21 protein-coding genes are annotated in these 23,923 nt (G+C 73.0%); 3 read left to right on the plus strand and 18 right to left on the minus strand.

What is annotated here, in order from left to right:
• Positions 1-18 precede the first annotated feature (18 nt).
• The 18 genes from N8K70_RS10235 to N8K70_RS10320 form a co-directional block, all read right to left on the minus strand.
• A complete protein-coding gene (locus N8K70_RS10235) occupies positions 19-750 on the minus strand; it encodes a hypothetical protein (protein WP_317138243.1) in 732 nt (243 codons plus the stop codon).
• Between the two features lie 194 nt (positions 751-944).
• Positions 945-1,337 carry a hypothetical protein gene (locus N8K70_RS10240; protein ID WP_317138244.1) on the minus strand — a complete coding sequence of 131 codons (393 nt, stop codon included), beginning with the start codon at positions 1,335-1,337 and terminating at the stop codon, positions 945-947.
• Between the two features lie 35 nt (positions 1,338-1,372).
• A complete protein-coding gene (locus N8K70_RS10245) occupies positions 1,373-2,446 on the minus strand; it encodes a phosphotransferase (protein WP_317138245.1) in 1,074 nt (357 codons plus the stop codon).
• Complete coding sequence (locus tag N8K70_RS10250; RefSeq protein WP_317138246.1) at positions 2,443-3,546, minus strand: phosphotransferase family protein; 1,104 nt, start codon at positions 3,544-3,546, stop codon at positions 2,443-2,445. Before N8K70_RS10250 ends, N8K70_RS10245 begins: the two co-directional genes overlap by 4 nt.
• A complete protein-coding gene (locus N8K70_RS10255) occupies positions 3,543-5,360 on the minus strand; it encodes an ABC transporter ATP-binding protein (protein WP_317138247.1) in 1,818 nt (605 codons plus the stop codon). Before N8K70_RS10255 ends, N8K70_RS10250 begins: the two co-directional genes overlap by 4 nt.
• Entirely contained in the window at positions 5,357-6,493 is a 1,137-nt protein-coding gene (locus N8K70_RS10260) for a glycosyltransferase family 4 protein (RefSeq protein ID WP_317141214.1), read from the minus strand. The genes N8K70_RS10255 and N8K70_RS10260 overlap by 4 nt, the downstream gene beginning before the upstream one ends.
• On the minus strand, positions 6,493-7,764 hold the full coding sequence (locus N8K70_RS10265) for a glycosyltransferase family 4 protein (RefSeq protein WP_317138248.1): 1,272 nt from the start codon (positions 7,762-7,764) through the stop codon (positions 6,493-6,495). The genes N8K70_RS10260 and N8K70_RS10265 overlap by 1 nt, the downstream gene beginning before the upstream one ends.
• On the minus strand, positions 7,745-8,923 hold the full coding sequence (locus tag N8K70_RS10270) for a glycosyltransferase family protein (RefSeq protein ID WP_317138249.1): 1,179 nt from the start codon (positions 8,921-8,923) through the stop codon (positions 7,745-7,747). The genes N8K70_RS10265 and N8K70_RS10270 overlap by 20 nt, the downstream gene beginning before the upstream one ends.
• Positions 8,924-9,064: 141 nt before the next feature.
• Positions 9,065-9,724 carry a response regulator transcription factor gene (locus tag N8K70_RS10275; protein WP_317138250.1) on the minus strand — a complete coding sequence of 220 codons (660 nt, stop codon included), beginning with the start codon at positions 9,722-9,724 and terminating at the stop codon, positions 9,065-9,067.
• Complete coding sequence (locus N8K70_RS10280; RefSeq protein WP_317138251.1) at positions 9,724-11,226, minus strand: sensor histidine kinase; 1,503 nt, start codon at positions 11,224-11,226, stop codon at positions 9,724-9,726. Before N8K70_RS10280 ends, N8K70_RS10275 begins: the two co-directional genes overlap by 1 nt.
• A gap of 9 nt (positions 11,227-11,235) precedes the next feature.
• The gene (locus N8K70_RS10285) at positions 11,236-11,793 is read right to left on the minus strand and encodes a CoA-binding protein (RefSeq protein ID WP_317138252.1); all 558 of its coding nucleotides are present in this window, start codon (positions 11,791-11,793) and stop codon (positions 11,236-11,238) included.
• Positions 11,790-13,127 carry an O-acetylhomoserine aminocarboxypropyltransferase/cysteine synthase family protein gene (locus N8K70_RS10290; RefSeq protein WP_317138253.1) on the minus strand — a complete coding sequence of 446 codons (1,338 nt, stop codon included), beginning with the start codon at positions 13,125-13,127 and terminating at the stop codon, positions 11,790-11,792. Before N8K70_RS10290 ends, N8K70_RS10285 begins: the two co-directional genes overlap by 4 nt.
• Positions 13,128-13,178: 51 nt before the next feature.
• Positions 13,179-15,191 carry an acetate--CoA ligase gene (gene acs / locus N8K70_RS10295; RefSeq protein ID WP_317141215.1) on the minus strand — a complete coding sequence of 671 codons (2,013 nt, stop codon included), beginning with the start codon at positions 15,189-15,191 and terminating at the stop codon, positions 13,179-13,181.
• A 2-nt stretch (positions 15,192-15,193) separates the two neighbouring features.
• Positions 15,194-16,054: an ABC transporter permease gene (locus tag N8K70_RS10300; RefSeq protein ID WP_317138254.1), complete on the minus strand. Its 861-nt coding sequence runs from the start codon at positions 16,052-16,054 to the stop codon at positions 15,194-15,196.
• Positions 16,051-17,091, minus strand: coding sequence for an aliphatic sulfonate ABC transporter substrate-binding protein (locus tag N8K70_RS10305; RefSeq protein ID WP_317138255.1), 1,041 nt, complete (start codon positions 17,089-17,091; stop codon positions 16,051-16,053). Before N8K70_RS10305 ends, N8K70_RS10300 begins: the two co-directional genes overlap by 4 nt.
• The gene (locus N8K70_RS10310; protein ID WP_317138256.1) at positions 17,088-17,933 is read right to left on the minus strand and encodes an ABC transporter ATP-binding protein; all 846 of its coding nucleotides are present in this window, start codon (positions 17,931-17,933) and stop codon (positions 17,088-17,090) included. The genes N8K70_RS10305 and N8K70_RS10310 overlap by 4 nt, the downstream gene beginning before the upstream one ends.
• A gap of 225 nt (positions 17,934-18,158) precedes the next feature.
• A complete protein-coding gene (rpsA, locus tag N8K70_RS10315; protein WP_317138257.1) occupies positions 18,159-19,607 on the minus strand; it encodes a 30S ribosomal protein S1 in 1,449 nt (482 codons plus the stop codon).
• 602 nt (positions 19,608-20,209) lie between these two features.
• Complete coding sequence (locus N8K70_RS10320; protein ID WP_317138258.1) at positions 20,210-20,566, minus strand: TraR/DksA family transcriptional regulator; 357 nt, start codon at positions 20,564-20,566, stop codon at positions 20,210-20,212.
• 111 nt (positions 20,567-20,677) lie between these two features.
• Here N8K70_RS10320 and N8K70_RS10325 point away from each other — a divergent pair, with 111 nt between their 5' ends.
• The 3 genes from N8K70_RS10325 (at position 20,678) to N8K70_RS10335 (ending at position 23,887) form a co-directional block, all read left to right on the plus strand.
• A complete protein-coding gene (locus N8K70_RS10325; protein WP_317138259.1) occupies positions 20,678-22,474 on the plus strand; it encodes a pyruvate kinase in 1,797 nt (598 codons plus the stop codon).
• A 103-nt stretch (positions 22,475-22,577) separates the two neighbouring features.
• Complete coding sequence (locus N8K70_RS10330) at positions 22,578-22,964, plus strand: DoxX family protein (protein WP_317138260.1); 387 nt, start codon at positions 22,578-22,580, stop codon at positions 22,962-22,964.
• Positions 22,961-23,887: a carbohydrate kinase family protein gene (locus tag N8K70_RS10335; protein ID WP_317138261.1), complete on the plus strand. Its 927-nt coding sequence runs from the start codon at positions 22,961-22,963 to the stop codon at positions 23,885-23,887. The genes N8K70_RS10330 and N8K70_RS10335 overlap by 4 nt, the downstream gene beginning before the upstream one ends.
• The last annotated feature ends 36 nt before the right edge of the window (positions 23,888-23,923 follow it).

The following is a 23,923-nucleotide window of genomic DNA, read 5'->3' on the forward strand; positions in this document are numbered from 1 at the left end:
GGCGCATAGGAGCCCCGCTCAGAAGTCGAAGCCGCCGAAGTCCCCTCCGACGTCGCCGAGGCCGAGATCGCCCGCGGCCTCCGTTCCGGCGTCGTCCGCCGGTGTCCCGGATGCCTCCGACCCGCCGTCTCCCGCCCCGCCGTCTCCCGCGAAGGCGGGAGCCATGAAGGCGCTCACGAGAGCCGAGCCGACCACGTAGCCGGCGATCGTGCCGAGAAGCGACCCGCCGATCATCGAGCCGAGGCCCGGACCACGGCGACCCGGACCGAACGTGCGCTCCATCGTTCCGGGGCTCAGGTACTCCGCGCGCGTGGCCGCACGGGCCATGTCGCCCGGATCTGCGGAGGCCGGGCGCTCCTGCGGCGGGAGGGTCGAGGACAGGTCGGAGAGCACCTGCTGGCGCTGCGCGTCGGTCAGCCGGGAGAACGCCTCGGCGTGCACCTGCTCGATCGTCTCCGGCGGCGCCGTGCGCAGCAGATAGCGGTAACGCTCGATCGCGATCTCGTCCTCGCCGCGCCCGCCCGTGTCCGCGCCCGGCGCAGGAGGCGTGGTCGCCGTCGTGTACGAACGCGAGGTCGGACGCCCGTCCGCGTCGATGGTCCCGAAGGCCGTGGTCTGGGGAGGCGGCGTCTGCGCGTAGCTCCGCATCGCCTGCTGCCCGTGTCCGGTCCGATCGGAGGCCCGACGCGGATCGTCGCCGTCGCCGACGAGGTCGCGCGCGGCCTGCTTCATGCGGTCGAGAAATCCCATATCGGCCTCCTGACGGTGAGGGACGGTTCGACGGACGAGCGCCCCGGCGGGCGGGGGTGTCCCGCCGGGGCGCTCCTCATCTCTCCCGCGGGTTCCTCTCCCGAGGAGCCCGCACTCTCCGACGATAGGCGCCGCGCCTCGGACCCCGCCGCCCCTTCACTATGGGTCTGCTGGACGCACCGCGCGGGAGCCAGTCAGTCGTCATCCCACTCGTCGTCGTCATCGTCGTCGTCATCATCGACATCGACATCGTCATCGTCATCGTCGTCGTCGACGTCGACGGGCGGCGGCGGCTCCACGGGCTGCGGCGCCGTGCCGCCGGACTGCTCCTCCGCCGGCGGCGCGGCGGGTTCCGACGGGGTCGGAGGCTCGGGGGACGGCGTCGGGGAGGTCTCGGGGGTCGGCGTCGGCTCGGACGACGGCGTCGGCTCGGGCGTCGAGGCGGGAGCGATGAGCGGCGACTCGTCGATCACCGTGGGGGTCGGATCGGAGCCCACCGCCGCGGCGACCCCGATCGCGCCCGTCGCGAGCGCCGCGGCGCTCGCGACGACCCCCAGGGCGAGCGCGATCGTTCCCCGTCTCATCATCCCGCGACCTCCTCGGCGCGTGCCGTCCTCGTCCTTCAAGCTTCCCATGGGCCCGCCTCCGTCCGGAAGTCGCGGATCATGCCCTCCAGCGCGCGCTCCGAGCGATCGCGCCATCGCGGGCGCAGGAGGTTCACGCACGCGACGCGGAACTGGGCGGCCGCCCGCCATGCCGAGAGGCGCCCGGGCTCGACGCCGAGCGCGTCCGCAGCCCGTCCGATCGACGCGAACGCGATGCGCCCGCGTCGGCGCGGCCACCGGCCGTGCCGCAGGGCGAGGTCGACGTGCGCCGCGAGATTGCCGAGGTCGAGTCCCGGGTCCGCGCGCACGCAGGTGTCGAGGTCGAGCAGGGCGATGCCCTCGTCTCCGTCCCAGAGCAGCTGCTTGTCGTGGAGGTCGCGATGAGCCAGGGCATCGGCATCCGTCGAGTGCTTCTCGACCTGCGCCGCGAGGTGCCCGGCGAGGGCCGCCAGCTCGTCGCGCGCATCCGCCCCGGCAGGGAGACGCTCCGAGGCGCGCGACGCCCACTCGGTCATCACGCGCGCCTCGTCCTCCGCCTCGTGGGCGGGCAGGTGATCGACGCGCGCGTCGTCGACGACGGCGGTCCACGACGTCTCCCACGCCTCCCACGCGGCCCGCCACTGCGACTCCTCCCGCACGGGATCGGCTCCCAGGTCGTACAGGGTGCGCCCCCCGACAGCCGTGAAGCGCACGACCCCGCGCTGCTCGCGATCGTCCGGGACGATCGCGGGGATGCGGAAGGCGCCCGCGAACGACGCGCCGCGCGCGTGCGCGTCGATCACGCGCGACGCGCGTCCGGGCGGGACGACCTTGGCGTATCCGCGGCCCATCGGCAGACGGACCACGGCGCGCTTGCCCGGGCGATGCGAGACGACCTCGCCCTCCGCGGCGAGCCCGGCGAGCGCGGGCAGCGCCCCGTCGTCCTCGGGTGCGAGGAGCGCGACGCCGTCGCCTTCCGCGTAGCCGCCTCGCACCGCGCCGTCGGCATGCGCCTCCAGCGGCGTCCTGCCGTCCTCGCCCGCAGGCCACACGCGTTCGACGACCCATTCCACGCCGTCGACGTGCACGGAGCGAGGGATGCCGGCGCTCATCGGATCAGCTCCTCGGCACGTGCGACGGCGTGCTCGAGCTCCTCGGGCCAGGCGTCGCTTCCTCGCCGGAAGGGCTCGACGGCGCGCTGCAGCTGCGCGAGGGCCTGCCATCCGGCGATCGCATCCGCGTCGAAGGAGCCTCCGGCGGCGCGATACCCGTCGAGCATCGCGGCGTCGCCACCGCACACGAGGAAGGTCGCGAGGTCGCGCTCGGGCGGCGCGACCACGACGCGATCCAGGTCGATGACCCGCACGTCGCCGCCGCCGACGAGCACCTGGTCGGGAGACCAGTCCCCGTGGGAGAGCACCCCGCCTGTCACGCGCAGACCGGACAGCGCCGTCGCGAGACGCCCGGCGCGCTCCCCCGCCTCGGGGAGGAGGACGGCGATCGCCTCCGCCGACTCGCGTGCGACCGCGCTCGCGTCGAGCGTCTCCAGCGCGAGCCCCTCCGGCGGGGTCGCGTGGATGCGCGCGAGGACCTCGCCCGCCCGGTGCGACAGCGCGCGGCCTCCCGCGTGCGCGAGGTCCGTCGTGCCCCACCACGGCGTGCGCGTCGCCGACTCGCCGAGCGTCTCCGGCGCGAGCACCGGCAGGCCGCGTGCCGCCAGCAGGGACGCCGCGGCCACGTGGGACGGGCCCGCGGCGATCTTGATCGCGGCGCCGTCGCGCCGCACGACGAGCCTGCGCTGCGGGTTGTAGCGGAGGACGTCCGCGCCGTCGAACGACGCTGCCTCCGCCCCGAACACCCGCCTCACGGCGGACGCGAGCAGGCGGTCGGCGTAGGCGGGACCCGCGAGGACGCGGGGGGTCACCCGCCGTGTCGCCGCGCCGACCCCCGCCGCGCGCCGGATGCTCTTCGAGAGCTTCTCGGCGTCCGCGTAGGAGACGATCCAATGGGGGTCGCCCCGAGCATCGCGCACCGCCGCGACGATCGCGGCGCCGCGCTTGTACCGCAGCCGCTCGAGCGTCGTCGTCCCGCCGAACGCCTCGTCGCGCCTCCCCGCGTCGAGCACGACCCCGAGGTCGGGCAGCGCGGGGTCGCGCTCGGCGACGGCGCGGGAGAGCTCCCGCGCGGATCGCACATCCGCCGGCACGTTCATGCGATGCTCCCCTCGACGGGCGCGGCCGACCTCATCCATCGCGACACACGCGAGTCCTCCTCGGCCAGCAGCGCGTCGGTGGCGCCGTCCTCGACGATCCTGCCGTCCTCGACCCACAGGATCCGGTCGGCCGACCGGATGGCGGAGGGGTCGTGCGTGACGGCGATCGTCGTCCGTCCCGCGGTGAGGGTGGCGATCGAGTCGGCCACACGCGCCTTGGACTCCGGGTCCAGCCCCGTCGTGGCCTCGTCGAGGAGGACGATCGGCGCGTCGCGCAGCAGCGCCCGGGCGATCGCGATCCGCTGCCGCTGCCCGCCCGAGAGCGTCGCGCCCCGCTCGCCGAGCTCCGTGTCGTAGCCGTCCGGCAGCGCCCGGATGAACTCGTCGGCGAGGGCCCGACGCGCCGCCTCCTCCACCTCGTCGTCCGTCGCGTCGACGCGGCCGAGACGGATGTTCTCCCTCACGGTGGCCGCGAAGAGCACCGCCTCCTGCAGCACGACGGCGACGCTGCCCCGTACGCTCGCGATCGTCGCGTCGCGGATGTCGACGCCGTCGATGGAGATCGTGCCGCGAACGGGGTCCGCGGTGCGCGTGATGAGCCCCGTCAACGTCGACTTGCCCGCCCCGGAGGGCCCCAGGACGCACACCGAGCTGCCCGCGGGGATGTGGAGCGAGAGATCGCGGAAGAGCGGTCTGCCGTGGCCGTCGTCGACGTCGACCGCGTCGAAGCGGATCTCGCCGTCCACGGCCCCCAGCGCCCGCGCACCGGGGCGATCGGCGATGTCGACCGGCTCGTCGAGGAGGTCGGCGACGCGCTCGCCCGACGCCGTCGCCCGCGCGATGCGGCCGGTGTGCTTCGCGAGATCCTTCAGGGGGCGGAGCGCCAGCTTGAGGTAGGTCGTGAAGATCACGAGATCGCCCGGGGTGAGAGCCCCCTCGACGACACGCCATCCTCCGATGACGAGCACCACGGCGAGCGCGACGCCGACGATCACGTCGGTGCCGCGTTCGAGCCCCGCCGCCAGACGACGTGCGGCGACGCCCTGGCCGAGCGCCTGCTCGTTGCCCTTCTCGAAGATGCGTCCGCGCTGCTCCTCGAGGCCGTACGCCTGCACGACGCGGATGGCTCCGAACGTCTCCGCCGCGGAGTGGGCGATGGCGCCTTCGCTCCGTCTCGAGTGCCGCGCGACCACGACGATGCGGCGAGCCCCGAAACGGGAGATGACGGCGTACGCCACCGCGGCCAGCAGCACCACGAGGGCGAGCAGCGGGTCCATGATCGACATCACGACGGCGAGCACGACGAGCGTGACGATGTTGCCCACCAGCGGGAGCCCCGCGGAGACCGCGACCTCCTGGAGGCGCCCGACGTCGCCGACGAGGCGCTGCACGTTGTCGCCCTGCTTCGCCTGCGAGTGGTAGCGCAGCGTGAGCGACTGCATGTGCTGGAACACCCGCGACCGCAGCCGCGTCGCGATGCGCGACCCCGCGAGGGCGAAGGCCACGGTGGAGAAGTACTGGGCGACGGCGCGGAGGCCGACGATGCCGAGCAGCATGGCCCCGCACGAGAGGAGCAGCGTCATGCTCGCCCCCGCCTGCCCCGCGGCGGCGCCTCCCGTGGCGCCGAGGCTGACGCTCACCGCGTCGATGACGAACTTGATCGGCCACGGCTCGAGGATGCGCAGCCCGACCTCGACGAACATCGTCAGCAGACCGACGGCGAGCAGCCCGTACTGACCGCGCAGGTACGGTCTGGCGATCGCGAGGGTCCGCCGCACGCCGCTGCGCGGGCGGTCCGTCCGCCGGCGGCTCATGCGCGCGCCTCCGCCCGCTCGGCCCGCACCCGGTCGGGGACGGCCGACAGGATGGCGTCGAGCGTGCCGTCCCAGTCGTGTCGCGCCACGGCCTGCTCGCGGGCTGCCGCTCCGAGCGTCCGGGCGAGCTCCCGGTCGTCGCGCAGCTCGACGAGCGCCCGGACCAGCGCCGTGATGTCCCCGGGCGGCACGAGCAGCCCCGTGCGGCCGTGGCCGACGACGGACGGCAGCTGCCCCGTCGCCGATCCCACGACGGGCAGTCCCGCGGCGAGGTACTCGTAGGCCTTCAGCGGGGAGAAGTAGTCGCCCGCCTCGGCGGGATAGGGCGCCAGTCCCACGTGCATGCGCCGGAGGATCCGCGGGATGTCGTCATGAGGGACGGCACCGTGCCAGCGGACCCGGACGCCCTGCCGTCGTGCGCGCTGCTCGAGCGCGTCGCGCTCGGGGCCGTCGCCGACGACGGCGAGCTCCACGCCGTCGAGGCCGGCGACCGCGTCGATCGCGGCATCGACGCCGTGCCACGGCTTGAGCGACCCGACGAAGACCGCCCGCAGCGGGCCGTCCGCGATGCGCGCGGGTGAGAAGCTGCGCGTGTTCACGCCGTTGGGCGCGACGACGACGCGCGACGAGACGCCTGCGCCGTGACCGCGCGCCCAGGCGGCCACGGGCTCCGACACGCAGGCGACGACGTCGGCGCCCGTCAGGAGGCACCGGGTCGCGGCCGTGGCGGCGCGGTCGTCGACGAGGGTGCGATACGTGCGCTGCTCGTCGATGAGCGGGGCGTTCACCTCGACGACGGAGGGTGCGTCCGCCGACACCGCGGCCTCGGAGAAGAGCGAGTACCGCTCGTAGACGAGATCGCAGCCGTCGTCCGATGCCCGGGCCGCCAGGCCCGCGGCGGCCGCGCGCACGGCCTCCTCGCGCCGGCGCGCCTCGCCCCGGGCCACGGGGAGGGAGACGATCGGCGCATCGCCGAGCGCGGTCGGGGCCGCGTCGCCGACGCGCGTGCAGTAGACCGTCACGTCGTCGCCGCGGCGGCGGAACGCGGCGACGATCTGCTGCACGTGGATGGACGCCCCCTTGGTCCCGAGGACGGGGATCCCGGGGTCGGCGCAGATGTAGGCGACGCGCATCACGCGGCCTCCTCTCGGGTCGTGGTGCGTGTCGTGGCCCCCGTGGCGCTCGCCGTGAGGACGGCGTGCCGCGCGGCGAGGGAACGGGAGTCGTGCCGGCTCTCGACGAGCGCCCTGGCAGCGCGTGCGAGCGGCGCCGCGTCGACCTCGCCCTCGGCCATCCGGCGGAGGGCGGCGGCGAGCGCGCCGGCATCGCCCGGCGGGCACAGGATGCCGGTGCGTCCGTCGACGACGACCTCGGGGATGCCCGTCACGGACGTCGAGACGCAGGGGACGCCGACGGCCATCGCCTCGAGCAGGACCGTCGGCAGCCCGTCGGCGTTGCCGTCCGCGCCGACGACGCAGGGAGCGGCGAAGACGTCCGCCTCCTCGAGCAGCGCGGAGACCTCGTCCTGCGACACCGGTCCGGGCATCCTCACGACGTCGTCGAGGCCGAGAGAGCTCGCGCGCCCGGCGAGCTCGTCGTGGAGCTCCCCGGCGCCCGCGAGCGTCACCCGGACGTCGGTGCCGGCTGCGTGGACGGCCGCGACCGCGTCGAGCAGCACGCCGAACCCCTTCTTCTCGACGAGGCGCCCGATGGCGACGACGTGCAGGGCGCCGTCGCGCCGCACCGGGTCGCGGAACGGGAACCGCTCGATCTCGATCGCATTGGGCACGAGATGGATGCGGTCGGCGTGCTCGGGGGCGATGCGCTGCAGGAAGCCGACGTTGTAGGCGCTCACGGTCGCGATGTACGCGGCTCCGGCGATCTTGCGCTGCAGCTGGACCGGATCGACGGATTCGTGGAAGAGGTCCTTCGCGTGCGCCGTGAACGAGTACGGGACGCCCGTGAGCAGGCTCGCGAGCCGTGCGACGGTGGTCGCCGCGCTCGCGAAGTGCGCGTGCAGGTGCGTGATGCCCTCGGCACGGGCCTGCTGGGCGAGGGCGACGGCCTGCGCGGCGTCGTCGGCCTCGGCGTCGAGGAGCTCCGGCAGGTGGCGGGCGATCGCGTCGGCGAGGAACGGGTCGCCCGCCGACGACCGCAGCAGCTCCCACAGCCCGTGCGGACGCGTCGGGCGCGGGAGGTAGCGCACCGGCGCGGCGACGCGGGCCAGCTCGGGGTGGAACCGGGGGTCGTCGCTCGGTCGCAGCGCGAACACCGTGATGGTCTCCCCCGCCGCCTCTCGCGCGAGCAGCTCGGTCACGACGAAGGTCTCGGAGAACCGGGGGTACACCTTGACGACGTAGCCGATCCGCGGCGTCCGGCTGCGCTCAGCTCGCAACGCGCTCACCTCCCTCCTCCGACATCCGCGCATCGCCCGCCAGCAGCGTCTCCGCCAGGAGGGGCACCCGCTCGAGCCCGTCGCGCGCGATCGCGTCGCGGGCGACGGCACGGCCGATGTTCGACGCGAACCACTCGCCGATCGCGCCGGCGTCGATCTGCCAGGGCGCGAGCGTGTCCACGGCGCCCGCTCGGGCGAGGGCGGAGGCCCGGATGCGCTGCTCGTCGCGGCGCTGCGTCCGCGGTGCGACGAGCGCGGGCGTACGGGTGGTCATCAGCTCGCAGATCGTGTTGTAGCCGCCCATGCAGACGACGGCCGAGGCGCGGCGCATGAGGGGCAGCGCATCCGGGACGCGCCGGACGACCTGCGTGCGCGGGGTCGCCGCGGCGCGCACGCGACGACGGTCCCCCGCCGACATCTGCGGGCCCGTGACCACGAGATGCTCGTGGCCGTCCGGCACGGGGGCCGCGGCGGCGGCGATCGCGAGCTCCGTGCCGTCGGCGCCGCCGCCGACCGTGGTGAGCACGTACGGCTCGCCGACCTCGTGGGCGACGCCGTCGATGCGGCCCTCGGCGAGGTATCCCGTGTGCGTGACGAGGTCGTTCAGGTCCTCCGGGAGCTCTCCCGTAGCGGTGAGGTCGTGGATGCGCGGATCGCCGTACACCCAGACGGCGTCGAGGAGCGGGCGCAGCGTCCTCGCCCCGCCCAGCGCATGCCATTCGGCTCCCGCAGGAGCCGGGGCGTCGAGCACGTCGCGCAGGCCGAGCACGATGCGGCAGTCCGGCTGCTCGACGCGCAGCGTCCGCAGCGCGCCCTCGAGCTCGCGTCCCACCCCCAGCGGATGACGGTCGATGACGACCATGTCGGGGCGGAACGCGCGCACCGCCGAGCGGAAGGCCGCGCCGCGCAGGCGCGTCGCGGTGCTCACGTCGACGCGGAGCTCGCGCGAGCGGTAGCCGTCCTCCCCGTGCGTGACGCCCGGGAGGATGAGCCAGTCCCATCCGTGAGGAGGACGGAAGCGCGTGGCCTCCGGACGCCCCGCCACGAGCAGCCCGGTGACCGCCTCGCCGTTCAGCCCCGCCGACAGGGCGTGGGCGAGGGCGAGGTTGCGACGGATGTGCCCGAGCCCCGCCGAGTCGTGCGAGTACAGGACGATCCGGATGGTCACGATGCGCGTTCCTCTCCGCGTCCGCGGCCCGTTGCCGGCGGATGCTCGTGTCCCACGCTCGCGAGCGGGGAGGAGAGGCAGGTGAGGCCAGGATGAGAGGACTCTCATCTTCGCCCGGGAGGACGGAGCGGGCGCCGCGACTCAGCCGACGAGCCGGTACCCCATGCCGCGCACGGTCTGGATGCGCTCGGCGCCGAGCTTCGCGCGCAGGTAGCGGACGTAGACGTCCACGACGTTCGAGCCGGGGTCGAAGTCGTAGCCCCAGACGCGGCTGAGGAGCTGCTCGCGGCTGAGCACCTGGTCGGGATGACGGAGGAAGCTCTCCGCGAGGGCGAACTCGCGGGCGGAGAGCTCCACCGTGACGCCGTCCACGGCCGCCCGCCGCGCGCGCAGGTCGAGGCTCACCCCGCCGAAGGCCAGCGTGTTCGGCTCGTCCGACGTGCGCTCGCGCATCCGCGCCCGGACGCGCGCGAGGAGCTCGTCGAACCGGAACGGCTTCACGACGTAGTCGTCCGCTCCCCCGTCGAGCCCCCGGATCGTGTCGTCGAGCGAGCTGTGCGCCGTGAGCATGATGACGGGGACGGCGATCCCGCTCCCCCGCATCGTGCGCAGCACCTCGAAGCCGTCCATCCCGGGGAGCCCGACGTCCAGCAGCACGAGGTCGAAGTCCACGGTGCGCACGAGCTCCAGCGCCTCGTCGCCGCGCTCGGAGCGATCGGTCGTGTAGCCCGCGGCCCGCAGCCCCTTGTCGACGAACGTCGCGATCCGCTCCTCGTCCTCGACGATGAGAATCCTGCCCATCAGCTTCCCCTCTCCTCCGTGGCTCCGTCATGCGCGCGCTCGTCGCCCGCGGGCACGCCGTCGCGCGGGAGGACCATCGTGAACGTCGATCCGCGTCCCACCTCGGTGTCGAGGTCCACATGCCCTCCGTGCGCGCGAACGAGCGCCTGCACGATCGCCAGTCCCAGGCCGGAGCCCGCGACCCCCCGGCTCGCCTCGGCACGACCGAAGCGCTCGAAGATCCTCGCTCGCGCCGCCTCGGGGATGCCGGGCCCCTCGTCGGCGACCCAGAGGCTCACCTCGTCGCTGCGCACGGCGCTGCCGATCTCGATCCGGTCGCCGGGCGCGGAGTGCTTGGCGGCGTTGTCCGCCAGCTGGAGCCAGGCCTGGGTGACACGGGTGGGATCCAGCACGGCCTCGCCCGCGGCGACCGAGCCGAGCGCCCACTCGCGGCCGGGGATGACGCGCACCTTCTCGAACACGTGCCGCGTGAGGCCTCCGACGTCGACACGCTGCGGCCGGTGCGCGGCCGCGCGCTCCGCCTCGGCGAGGTGCGCGATCTGGGCGATGAGATCCGACATCCGGTCCAGCTCGTCGATGACGAGGGCGCGCGTCTGCTCCACGTCCGCCGGATCGTCCGCGTCCACGAGCTCGAGGTGACCCCGCACGATCGTCACGGGAGTGGCGAGCTCATGGCGCACGTCGTTGACGATGCGCCGCTGGCTGCGGAACGCCTCCTCCAGGCGCGCGATCATCGCGTTGATCGTCTCGGTGAGCTCGGACAGGTCGTCGTTGCCCGTGACGGGGATGCGCTCGTCGAGCGCTCCCGCCGTGATACGCGCCGCGGTGGTCCTCAGCTCGCGGACGGGCTGCAGGAGCCGGCCGGCGACGAACCAGCCGACGAGCGCGACGACGACGACGACGCCGCTCGCGACCCACGCGTAGAGGGCCATGACGGATTCGAGATCGGCCAGTCGCGCGTCCACCGCGATCGCCGAGACGAAGAGACCCGCCGACGCGGACTCCTCCGTCGAGAGCGTGATGGCGAGGTAGCGGACCGTCTCCCCGCCGAGCGTCGCCGTGCCGATCTCCGTGCCGCCGCCGGTGGCCATCACGTCCGCCGTGAAGGCCACCTCGTCGAGGTCGAGGTACGTCGCGACGCCGGGCCGGTAGCGCGCCTCCCCGTCGACGATCCCGAGGGTCCCCCCGTCCAGGGGCGGAGGGATGACCCGCACGACCTCGTAGACGAGCTGCTCCGTGTCCGCGAAGCTGGGGGTGGCAACCGGAGCCTGCTCGCTCTCGCCCGCCCCCTCCTGCGAGGCATCCGGGCCCGTCCCCGTGATGAGCGCCTGCACGCTCGTGTACTCCTGCCGGAGCTCGTCGTCGATCGCGACGATCACCCTGGTGCGCTGGAGGAGGAACGCGCTCCCGCCCGCGACGATGAGCCCGAGCGCGGTGACCAGGAGGATCGCGGCGAGGATCCGGACCCGGACCGGGGTGCGTCGCCGTCGGACCAGGGCCATCCGACGACCCTAGCGGCTGAGCAGCTGGCGCTTCGAGCTGATGACGCCCGTGTCGAAGCCCGCGAGGTGCAGGCCGCCGTGGAACCGGGCGTGCTCGATCTTGACGCAGCGGTCCATGACGACCGACAGGCCGGCGCCCTCGGCGAGCCGCGCTGCCTCCTCGTTCCACGAGCCGAGCTGGAGCCACAGCGTCTTCGCGCCCGCGTCCACGGCCTCCTGCGCGACGCCGGGCAGGTCGTCGTGCTTGCGGAAGACGTCGACGAGGTCGGGCACGACGGGCAGGTCGGCCAACGACGCGTACACCGGTCGCCCGAGGATCTCGTCGGCACGGGGGTTCACGAAGTAGACGTCGTAGGGCGAGCTCGACAGGAGGTACGTGGCGACGAAGTAGCTCGCGCGCGCGGGATTGCTCGAGGCGCCGACGATGGCGATCGACCTCGTGCGGCGCAGGATGGCGAACCTCTCCTGCTGGTCCGGGCCGGTCCACGTCCTGCCGGGCGCGACGGGCGTCCCCGGCACGGCGCAGGCGTCCGCCGGCGCCGCGGGGATCTCGCAGGCGTCGCTCATCGTGTCGCTCCCGTCGCCTGCGTGAGGGCCTGGTCGAGATCCCAGATGATGTCCTCGGCGTCCTCGATGCCCACGGAGATGCGGATGAGGTCCGCCGGCACGCCCGCAGCCACGAGCTGCGCGGGTGCGAGCTGCTGGTGCGTCGTGGAGGCGGGATGGATGACGAGCGTCCGCGCGTCGCCGATGTTCGCGAGGTGCGAGGCGAGCTGCAGGCTCTCGATGACGGACTCGCCCGTGCGGCGAGCGGCGATGAGGCGCTCGCCCTCGGTCGCGAACTCGCCGGACGGCCTCACGCCGAACGCGAAGACCGATCCCGGTCCGAGCGGCAGGTACTTCGCGGCGCGCTCGCGGTGCGGGTGACCGTCGAGGCCCGCCCACGTGACGAAGGAGACCCTCGGGTCGCCGTCGAGCCATTCCGCGACGACGCGCGCGTTGGCGAGGTGCGCGTCGATCCGCTGCGGCAGCGTCTCGACGCCCTGCAGGAGGGCGAACGCCGCCTGCGGGCTGAGCGCCGGGCCGATGTCGCGCAGCTGCTCGGAGCGGAGCTTGGTGAGGAAGCCGTACTCGCCGAAGTTGTCCCACCAGCGGATGCCGCCGTACGACGGCACGGGCTCGGTCATCTGCGGGAACTTGCCGTTCCCCCAGTCGAACGCGCCCTTCTCGACGACGACGCCGCCGAGGGTCGTGCCGTGTCCGCCCAGGAACTTGGTCACGGAGTGGATGACGATGTCGGCCCCGTGCTCGAGCGGACGGGCGAGATACGGCGTCGCGAGCGTCGCGTCGACGACGAGGGGCACGCCGGCGTCGTGGGCGACGGCGGCGAGGCCCTCGATGTCGGCGATCTCGCCGGAGGGGTTGCCGATCATCTCGACGTAGACGACCTTCGTCTCGGGCCGGATCGCCGCGGCGTAGTCGGCGGGGTCGGTCGACGGCACGAACGTCGTCTCGACGCCGAAGCGCCGCAGCGTCACGTCGAGCTGGGTGACGGTGCCGCCGTAGAGCTGCGCCGATGCGACGACGTGGTCGCCCGATCCGACGAGAGCGGCGAAGGTGATGAACTCGGCGCTCATTCCCGACGCCGTCGCGACGGCGCCGATGCCGCCCTCGAGCGAGGCGAGGCGCTCCTCGAGTGCGGCCACGGTCGGGTTGCCGATGCGCGAGTAGATGTTGCCGTACTTCTGCAGCGCGAACAGGTTGGCCGCATCCGCCGCGTCGTCGAAGACGAACGACGTGGTCTGGTAGATGGGCACCGCCCGCGCTCCCGTGGCGGCGTCGGGGGTCCCTCCGGCGTGCAGGGCGCGGGTGCGGAACCCGAAGCGGTGTTCTTCCGTCATGTCTTCCTTACTGCTGTGTCGGCGCTCCCGGGCCGGCGCGAGGCACCGGGCTCACGCCGAGGCGAGGACCTGCGCGATGCCGTCGACGGCCCAGGGGTTCTGCAGCGACGTCGTGTCGCCGAGGGGCCGAGGCTCGCGTCCCGCTCGTCTGTCCTGCTCAGCCTCCCACAGCTGGGCGAGCAGCCGGCGCAGGATCTTGCCCGAGCGGGTCTTGGGGAGCTCGGGGACGACGTAGACGTGCCGCGGCTTCGCGACGGGTCCGATCTCGCGTGCCACCTGGGCGCGCAGGTCGTCCGCCGTCGCCTCCGCGGCGCCCGACGGCACGACGAAGGCCGCCACCGCCTGTCCCGTGAGGGCGTCCGGCACACCGGCCGACCCGGCCTCGCCGACCGACGGGTGGGCGACGAGCGCCGACTCGATCTCGATCGTGGAGAGGCGGTGGCCCGACACGTTGACGACGTCGTCGAGCCGGCCGAGGATCCAGACGTAGCCGTCGACGTCGCGCGTGGCGCCGTCGCCCGCGACGTAGAAGCCGCCGTGCGCGCCGCGCCCCGCGTAGGCGGCCCAGTACGAGTCGCGGTAGCGCTCGGGGTCGCCCCACACCGTCCGCGCCATCCCGGGCCACGGACGACGCACGACGAGCGTCCCGGAACGACCGGGGGCGACCTCGTCGCCGTTCTCGTCGACGACGGCCGCATCGATCCCCGGCAGGGCGACGGTGGCCGATCCTGGCTTGAGCGGCGTGACGCCCGGGAGCGGCACGATCATCGCCGCGCCCGTCTCCGACTGCCACCACGTGTCGACGACCGGGGTCTCGTCGCGGCCGTAGTTGCGCCGGAACCACACCCACGCCTCGGGGTTGATGGCCTCGCCGACCGTTCCGAGCAGGCGGAGGGTCGACAGGTCGTGCCCGGAAGGGAGATCGTCCCCGAACCACGTCATGAACGTGCGGATGAGCGTGGGCGCCGTGTAGTAGACGGTCACGCCGTAGCGCTCGATGATCTCGAGGTGGCGCTCGCGATGCGGGGTGTCGGGCGTGCCCTCGTAGATGACCTGCGTGAGGCCGTTGGAGAGCGGCCCGTAGATCTCGTACGTGTGCGCCGTCACCCACGCGAGGTCGGCCGTGCACCAGTGGACGTCGTCGGGCTTGGCGTCGAAGTGCGCCCAGTGCGCCCAGCTCGCGTGCGCGAGGTATCCGCCGGAGGTGTGGACGAGGCCCTTCGGCTTCCCCGTCGTGCCCGAGGTGTAGATGACGAAGAGCGGATGCTCGGCGTCGAACGGCTGCGGCTCGTGCACGTCGGAGGCCGTGTCGACGACGTCGTGCCACCACACGTCACGGCCCTCCGTCCACGGCACGTCCTGTCCCGTGCGGCGCAGCACGAGGACGTGCTCGACGTGCGGCAGGCCGGCTGCGGCCCGATCGGCGGCCGACTTGACCTCGACGGCCTTGCCCCGGCGGAACTGGCCGTCGGTCGTGACGAGCAGCTTGGCGCCCGTGTCCTCGAGGCGGAAGCGCACGGCCTCCGCCGAGAATCCCCCGAAGACGAGGGAGTGCACGGCGCCGATGCGGGCGCAGGCCAGCGCGATGACGACCGTCTCGACGAGAACCGGCAGGTACACGACGACCCGGTCGCCGGGGCCGATGCCGAGGGAGAGCAGGCCGTTCGCCGCCTGCGACACGCGGCGCCGGAGATCGGCGTAGGTGACGGTGTCCCGGTCGCCCGGCTCGCCCTCGAAGTGCAGCGCGACCTTCTCGCCGCGTCCGGCGTCCACATGCCGGTCGACGCAGTTGTAGGCGACGTTGAGCCGCCCGCCGACGAACCACCGTGCGGCGGGGACCGTCAGCTCGCCGTCGGCGCGGCGCACGGGCGGCTCCCACTCGTGCGCGGTGTGCCAGGGCTCGGCCCAGGCGAGACGCCGGGCCGCGTCCTCCCAGAACGCGACGGGATCGGCGGCGGCGCGGGCGTAGACCTCTGCCGTGACGTTGGCCTGCGCCGCGAAAGCCTCGGACGGCGGGTAGACGCGGCTCTCGACGAGACGCGCCTCGGCGTCGACGGTGGTCATGCTCACGCCCACTTCTTGAGGAGGTGCTTCTCGACGAGTCCGAGGAGCGCGTTCGTGATCGTGCCGAGCAGGGCGAGGAGCACGATGGCGAGGAGGATGCGGTCGACGCGCCCGGTGCTTTGCGAGTCCGTCAGCAGGAACCCGAGGCCCATCGACGAGGCGATGAGCTCGGCTGCGACGAGGAAGAGCCACGACTGCGCGAGGGCGAGGCGCAGGCCCGAGACGACCGACGGCACGACCGCGGGCAGCTGCACGGTGCGGAAGAGCGACCATCCGCGCAGGCTGAACGAGCGTCCCGCCTCGATGAGCTGCGGGTCGACGTGGCGCAGGGCCGCGGCCACGGTCGTGAAGACGGGGAAGAACGCGCCGATCGCGATGAGGGTGATCTTCGACTCCTCGCCGATCTGCATCCAGAGGATGAGGAGCGGCACCCACGCGAGGGACGGCACGGCGCGCACGGCCGACAGAGTCGGGCTCAGAAGCACGTCGCCGAGCTTCGAGAGGCCCACGACGGCCGCGACCGCGAGCCCGAGGACGGCGCCGATCGCGAAGCCGATGAGCACACGCTGCACCGAGATCGCGATGTGCGTCCACAGCTGGCCGGTCTCGGCGAGCTCGATCCCCGCCGTGACGACCGCGGACGGAGCCGGCAGCCGGTACGGCGGGACGAGGCCGGACGTCGTGACGAGCTGCCAGGCGACGAGGAGGACGACGGGGAGGACGAGCCCGCCGGCCACGCGCACGGCGGTGCGATCCCAGAGCGAGCGCGTGGGGACGTCCGTCCGCCGACGCGCGCCCTTCGCGACGTCGAGCGTCTCCCGCGTGTCGGCCGGAACGACGACGCGCTGGTCGGGGACGGTCACTCGCCGTTCACCGCCCGCTCCGCGAACTCCGCGTTGACGATCGTGTCGAGGGCGGCGTCGACGGCCTCCTGGCCGCCCGACACGTCGCCCGACTCGGCGAGGACGGGGGCGATCTTCTCGAGCACGGCGATCTGGTCGTCGCCGGGGACGCCGCTCACGTCGAGGTTGGAGCGCTCGTCGATGACGGTCGTCGCCACCGCGATGTCGATGCCGGCGACGTCGGCGAGCAGCTGGGCCGTCTCCTCGGGGTTGTCGAGCGCCCAGACCCGCGCCTCCTCGTAGGCGTCGACGACGACCTGCGCGAGGTCGGGGTGGTTCTCGACGAAGTCCTCGGTGGCGTTGAGGAAGCCGTAGGTGTTGAAGTCGACGTTGCGGTAGAGGAGCTCGTCGCCCGACTCGACCTCGGCGGCCGCCATGATCGGGTCGAGACCCGCCCACGCGTCGACGGAGCCGCCGTCGAGAGCGGCGCGGCCGTCGGCGTGCTGCAGGTTCTGCACCTCGACGTCGTCGGCCGACAGGCCGACCTCCTCGAGCGCCTGCAGGAGGAAGAAGTAGGGGTCGGTGCCCTTCGTCGCCGCGATCGACGCGCCCGCGAGGTCCTCGACGGACGTGATGTCGCTGTCGGGGGTGACGACCAGCGCCGCCCACTCCGGCTGCGAGTAGATGTCGATGACCTGGATGGGAGATCCGTTCGCGCGGGCGAGGAGCGCCGCGGAGCCCGCGGTCGAGCCGACGTCGATCGAGCCCGAGCGCAGCAGCTCGTTGGCCTTGTTCGACCCCGCCGACTGCACCCATTCGACGGCGACGTCGTCGCCGACGGCGTCCTCGATGAGACCCTGGTCGCGGACGACGAGGCTCAGCGGGTTGTAGGTGGCGTAGTCGATCGTCAGGGTGTCGGCCGACCACTCGCCGGAGTCGGCGCTCGCGCTGTCCGACGAGGCGTCGGCGTTCTCGCCCGCGACGCAGCCCGTGGCGGTGAGCAGCATCGCTCCGGCGATCGCGATCGCGGGGGCTGTACGACGGATGGCGGTGCTCATCGGTTCTCCTGGAGAGTGTGGTGGGTTTCGACGCCGAGGCCTTTCAGCAGCTCGGCGCGGAGGTCCGCGAGCGCGCGGTCGGCGCGGTCGCGGGGACGGATGCCCGGCACGGCGATCGTGCGCGCGACGGACGGCGCATCGTGATCCGTGCCGGCGTCGGCGAGAGACCGCAGCAGCAGCACCCGGTCGGCGAGATAGAGGGCCTCTTCGACGTCGTGGGTGACGAAGAGGACGGTCGTGGGCTGCGCCGCGTGGATGTCGAGCAGGAGGTCCTGCATCCGGAGACGCGTCAGCGCGTCGAGGGCGCCGAACGGCTCATCGAGCAGCAGGACGCGGGGATCGCGTGCGAGGGCCCGCGCCAGGGAGGCGCGCTGCGCCATCCCGCCCGAGACCTCGCGCGGACGCTGGTCGGCGGCGTGGTCGAGGCCGACGAGGTGGAGCAGCTCGCGGACGCGCTCCCGGCCCTCGCGCCTGTCCGCCTGCCGCGGCAGCCCGAGCTCGACGTTCTGCGCGAGCGTCCGCCAGGGAAGGAGCCGCGGCTCCTGGAAGGCGATCGCGGTGCGCTCGTCGGTGTCGGCGATGCCGGCGTCGCCGAGGCTGATGGCGCCGCTCGTCGGCGCGTCGAGGCCGCCGACGAGTCGGAGCAGGGTCGACTTGCCGCATCCGGACGGCCCGACGATGGCCACGATCTCGCCCGAGGCGAGCTCCACGTCGACGCCGCGGAGCACCTCTCGGTCCCCTCCGGCCATCGCGAACGTGCGGGCGATGCCCTCGAGCCGCACGGCGTTCGCGGCGCGCTCGGGTACGCCGGCACGGCGAGACGGAGCGAGCGAGGAGGGCATGCCCACCATCGTTCCGGAGGGCGCTGTCCGGATCGAAATCGCCCGTAACGGGCCGTCACATGACACGGGGAGCACGGCGATCTGTGGTTGACAGGAAGGCTGCTCGTTTTTCCGTGCCGGCTGCTCCGCCCGCAGAACGACCTCGGGGTCGGCTCCCGAAGGAGCCGACCCCGAGGTCGTGTGATCACGGTGTCGGCGGATCGGATCCGCCGGCCGTGACGGGTCTCAGCGACCCGCGAGCTTCTCGCGCAGAGCGGCGAGCGCCTCGTCGTCGGCGAGCGTGCCGGCGCCGTTCGCATCGCTCGCGAAGGTCGGCGCGGCGAACTCCTCGCCGGCCTCCGCCTCGGCCTCGAGGGCCTTGGCGACCTGGGCCTTGTGCGACTCCCAGCGGGCCTGGGCCGCGGCGTAGTCCTGCTCCCACTCCTCGCGGGCCGTGTCGAAGCCCTCGAGCCACTGACCGCTCTCGGGGTCGAAGCCCTCGGGGTACTTGTACTCGCCGTTCTCGTCGTACTCGGTCGCCATGCCGTACAGCGCCGGGTCGAACTCGGTGCCGTTGGGGTCGACGAGGTCGTTGGCCTGCTTGAGCGACAGCGAGATGCGACGACGGTCGAGATCGATGTCGATGACGCGGACGAACACCTCTTCGCCGACGGACACGACCTGCTCGGCGAGCTCGACGTGCTTGTTCGAGAGCTCCGAGATGTGGACGAGACCCTCGATGCCGTCCGCGACGCGGACGAACGCACCGAACGGGACGAGCTTCGTGACCTTGCCCGGCGTGATCTGGCCGATCGCGTGGGTGCGGGCGAAGACCTGCCACGGGTCCTCCTGCGTCGCCTTGAGCGACAGCGAGACGCGCTCGCGGTCGAGGTCGACCTCGAGGATCTCGACGGTGACCTCCTGGCCCACCTCGACGACCTCGGAGGCGTGCTCGATGTGCTTCCAGGACAGCTCCGAGACGTGCACGAGGCCGTCCACGCCGCCGAGGTCGACGAACGCGCCGAAGTTGACGATCGAGGACACGACGCCCTTGCGGACCTGGCCCTTGTGCAGGTTGTTGAGGAACTGCGTGCGGGTGGCCGACTGCGTCTCCTCGAGGAGGGCGCGGCGCGAGAGCACGACGTTGTTGCGGTTCTTGTCGAGCTCGAGGATCTTCGCCTCGATCTCCTGGCCGAGGTACGGCGTCAGGTCGCGCACGCGGCGGAGCTCGATGAGCGAGGCGGGGAGGAAGCCGCGGAGTCCGATGTCGACGATGAGGCCGCCCTTGACGACCTCGATGACGGTACCGGTGACGACGCCGTCGTTCTCCTTGATCTTCTCCACGTCGCCCCAGGCGCGCTCGTACTGAGCACGCTTCTTCGACAGGATGAGACGGCCTTCCTTGTCCTCCTTCTGGAGGACGAGGGCCTCGACGTGATCGCCGACCGTGACGACCTCGTTCGGGTCGACGTCGTGCTTGATGGAAAGCTCACGCGAGGGGATGACGCCCTCGGTCTTGTAGCCGACATCGAGGAGGACCTCGTCGCGGTCGATCTTGACGATCGTGCCGTCGATGATGTCGCCGTCGTTGAAGAACTTGAGCGTCTTCTCGACCGCGGCCAGGAAGTCCTCAGCAGAGCCGATGTCGTTGATCGCGACCTGCTTGGTGGCCGGGGCGGTCGTTGCGTTAGTCATGTAGTGGGTTGTCCTTGTTGGGGATGGTCGGGCCTGCGGCTCGGATGCCGCGCGCCTGCGAGCCAGCGCGCGTCACCCCGGATGAGCCGAGGCGGTTGATTGGATTGTGTTGGCGTCACCCTGTCGGAGTCTCGGCGACACGCCAAGCCTCTCGCACACGAGTGACAGTCAAGAATAGCAGGTGAAACGCCCCACGAGGCCTGGAATTCCACGCCGGCGTTCGTGATCGGAAACACGAGACCCGAGCGCCGACCCCCCTCTTTGCAAGGTCTCCTCCCTGCGCGCAGAGTGGGGTTCGATCGCGGAGGTCGTCGCCGCAGTTGCGTCCGTCGGCGCCCTGGTCGCGGCCGTGATCTCCGCATGGCAGGCGGAACGGCTCTTCTCCCTCGAGTCCGAACGCGGCAGAGTCGCCCAGAGCCGCACGGAGGGGATTTCGCCGCTTCCGTCTCCGAATTCGACGGCGAGATGCGGCCCGTGACCAAATCGAAGAAGCGGAGGATCGCCCTTATCCGATTCCGCGATGCGGCCGACACGAGATGGCGACGCCGTGGGAGCGGGAAGCGGGAGCCGCTCTCCACGTCCTCACGGACGATCGTCTCCTTCTACCGCCTCGACGACGAGGCGCACGAGACGCAGCGGGTCGCCGTCGGCCTCACGCGCAGACGCTCTCGCGGGATCTTCGAGCCGCACCCCTCGCACACACCGAACGTTCCGTCGCGGAGACGGGCCGCCGCCGCGTCGATCCGCTCGAGCTCGCGTCGCTCCTGGGCTCGCAGCCCCGTGAGCCGCGACCACTCGTCGGACAGCGTCGCGCCCTCGGGGTCGTGCTCGTCGTCCGAGTTCGCATCGCCGCGCGCTCCCGCCAGCTCGCCCAGCTCGCTCTCCCGGCGCCGTACGCGCTCCTCGACCGCGAGGCGCTCCGCGCGCAGCGCCTCGGCGAACCCTCCCTCGACGGGCATCCTGCCTCCTCGGATCCAGGGTACGTCTCAACGCCAGGGCTCCGGCGCCTCGTCTCCTGGCTCGCGCGAGACGTTCACCTTCCCTCGCTATGGTTGCTGCGAGGTGAGCCGATGACCGACACAGAACCGGACGGGTACCGGCGCGAGCTCGCCGCCCTCCGCGACGAGCTGCGCGAGCTCCGCGCGGATGCCGTCTCCGCCGCGGATCTCGCGCGTGAGCGGATCGCCGCCGTCCATCCGGACCACCGACACGGCGCCCGCAACCTGCACCATTACCTCGCCCTGCGCTCACGGGACCTGCGGCCGCTCCAGGAGCGGCTCAGCGGCGCCGGGCTCTCGTCGCTCGGCCGCATGGAGGGCGACGTCCTGCGCAACCTCGACGCCGTCCTGCACATCCTCGGGGCGGCACTGGACGACGATCCGCCCGGGTCGCCCGCCGCGGGCGCCCCCGACCCCCACGACCTCCACGTCAACGCCGCGGCGCTCCTCGGCGGCGAGGCGGAGGACCGCAGCACGCGCATCATGGTGACCCTTCCGAGCGAGGCGGCGGACGACGCCTCCATCGTGCAGCGGTTCGCCGGGGCGGGCATGGACCTCGCCCGCGTCAACTGCGCGCACGACGACGACGACGCGTGGCGGCGGATGGCCGGTCACGTCCGCGCCGCGGACGACGCCATCCGCGTGGCGATGGACCTCGGCGGCCCCAAGCTGCGCACGGGTCCCCTCGCCGAGGGCCCCCGCGTCGTCAAGGTCAAGCCGAAGCGCGACGACGCCGGCGGCGTGACGGCGCCGGCCCGCCTCCTCCTCATCGCCTCGGATGCCGAGGCGTCCGGCGACGTGCGCTCCGCACCCGTCCGCGACGCCGGCTGGCTCGCCGAGCGGACGACGGGAGAGACCGTCCGCTTCGCCGACGCACGCGGACGGCGACGGAAGATGCGCGTCGCACGGGCGGACGCCCGCGGCGTGCTGCTCGAGGGCGGACGCACGGCGTACCTCGAGGAGGGCGCCGTGCTGCGCTGCGGCGAGCGCGAGACCGTCGTCGACCGCCTCGATGCCGTGGAGGGCGCGCTCCGTCTGGCGAAGGGCGACACGATCGTCCTCACCTCCTCCCTCGATCCGGCGACGAGCGAGGACGGACGCCATCGCATCGGATGCACGCTGCCGGAGGCCCTCCGCGCCGTGCGGCCGGGACACCGGATCGCGTTCGACGACGGCAAGATCGAAGGCGTCGTCCGCTCGGTCGAGGACGGCGCGGCGATCGTCGAGGTCACGGGCGCGCCCGAGGGCGGCACCAAGCTCAAAGCGGAGAAGGGCATCAACCTGCCCGACACGGACCTCCCCGTCTCGGCCCTCACGGACGACGACGTCGCCGCGCTCGACGTCGTCGTCGAGGTCGCCGACATCGTCGAGCTCTCGTTCGCGCGCTCGGCGCAGGACGTGCGTCGTCTGCTCGACGAGCTCGACGCCCGCGGAGCCGAGCATCTCGGCGTCGTCGTGAAGCTCGAGACGACGCAGGGCTTCCGCGCGCTGCCGGAGATCATCCTCGAGCTCATGCGTCGTCCGCGCGCAGGCATCATGATCGCGCGCGGAGACCTGGCGGTCGAGGCCGGCTTCGAGCGGCTCGCCGAGGTGCAGGAGGAGATGCTCTGGCTCTGCGAGGCCGCCCGCCTCCCCGTGGTGTGGGCCACGCAGGTGCTCGACGACCTCGCGAAGCGCGGTGTGCCCACGCGCGCCGAGATCACCGACGCGGCGACGGCCAATCGCGCCGAGTGCGTCATGCTCAACAAGGGACCGCGCATCGACGACGCGATCCGGGCGCTGGACGACATCCTCCGCCGCATGGAGGGGCACATGGACAAGAAGCGCCCGCTCCTGCGGCGTCTGCACGCATGGCTGCCGGACGCCTGAGCGCCTTCCACCTTCGCCTCGCCGGGCCCGGTCCCTCTCCGCCAGAGCGCGCAGGAGCCTCGCGAGCGGCGTGCCACCGGCTGTTCGGCCCTACACTCTCACCATGACCTCCCGCGCACGCACCGTCGGCCGACTCCTCCTCGGATCGGCGCTCGTCTTCGCCGGCGCCACTCACCTCACGGTCGCCCGTGACGAGTTCCAGGCCCAGGTCCCCGACGCCGTCCCGCTCGATCCCGACACCACCGTCGTGGCCTCGGGGCTCGTCGAGATCGGTCTCGGCTCCGCCCTGCTGCTCGCGCGGCGACGGCGCCGGCTCGCGGGCGTCGTCGCTGCGCTCTTCTTCGTCGCGGTGCTCCCCGGCAACATCGCCCAGTGGCTGCACCGCCGCAGCGCGTTCGGCCTCGACACCGACGGCAAGCGGTTCGCCCGGCTGTTCTTCCAGCCCGTCCTGGTGCTCGTCGCACTGTGGTCGACGAGCGCGAAGCGGTGAGCGGGGCTCGCCCCGCGGTCCTCGTCGTCGGCGAGGCGCTCGTCGACATCGTCCACCGGGCCGACGGCACGATCAGCGAGTCGCCCGGAGGGAGTCCCGCCAACGTGGCGATCACGCTCGGCCGGCTCGGGCGCTCCCCCGGCTTCATCGCCCGGCTCGCGGACGACGAACGCGGCAGGGCCGTGCGCGCGTGGCTCGAGGACTCCGGCGTCTCGATCGACGCCACGGCGGCGGAACGGACGTCCACGGCGACGGCGCACCTCGACGCCGAAGGCGCCGCACGATACGACTTCGCGATCGAATGGGACGTCGTCCCCGGCACCGGGACGAGCGCCGACGTCCTGCACACGGGCTCCATCGCCGCGCTTCTCGCCCCGGGCGCCGACGCCGTCTCCGCACTCGTCGACGAGGTCGGCCCGCGCGCGCTCGTGACGTACGACCCGAACATCCGTCCCTCGCTCATCGACGACCCGGACGACGCGCGCCGGCGCGTGCGCTCGTTCATCGCGCGCGCCGATGTCGTGAAGGCGAGCGACGAGGACATCGCCTGGCTCCATCCCGGCGAGGACCCGGTGGCCGTCGCCGCGCAGTGGACGCAGTCGGGGCCCGTGCTCGTCGTCGTCACGCAGGGCGCGGACGGCGCGTTCGCCGCCGGCGCCGGGCGCTTCGTCCGCGTCGAGGCGGAGCCCGTCGACGTCGTCGACACCGTCGGCGCCGGAGACACGTTCATGGGGACGCTCATCGACGGGCTCGTCTCCGCGGGAGCCGTCGGACCCGGTGCACGCGATGCCGTCGGCGCGCTCGGCGACGACGAGCTGGCCGCGCTCATCACGCGAAGCGCCCGTGCCGCGGCGATCACCGTCTCGCGTCCCGGCGCCGACCCGCCGACGCGCGCCGAGCTGGACGCACGCCTCGTCGGATGAAGACGGCCGCCGCCCCCTTGCGGGGACGGCGGCCGG

Source organism: Microbacterium sp. AB (assembly GCF_032878875.1).
GTDB classification, from domain to species: domain Bacteria; phylum Actinomycetota; class Actinomycetes; order Actinomycetales; family Microbacteriaceae; genus Microbacterium; species Microbacterium betulae.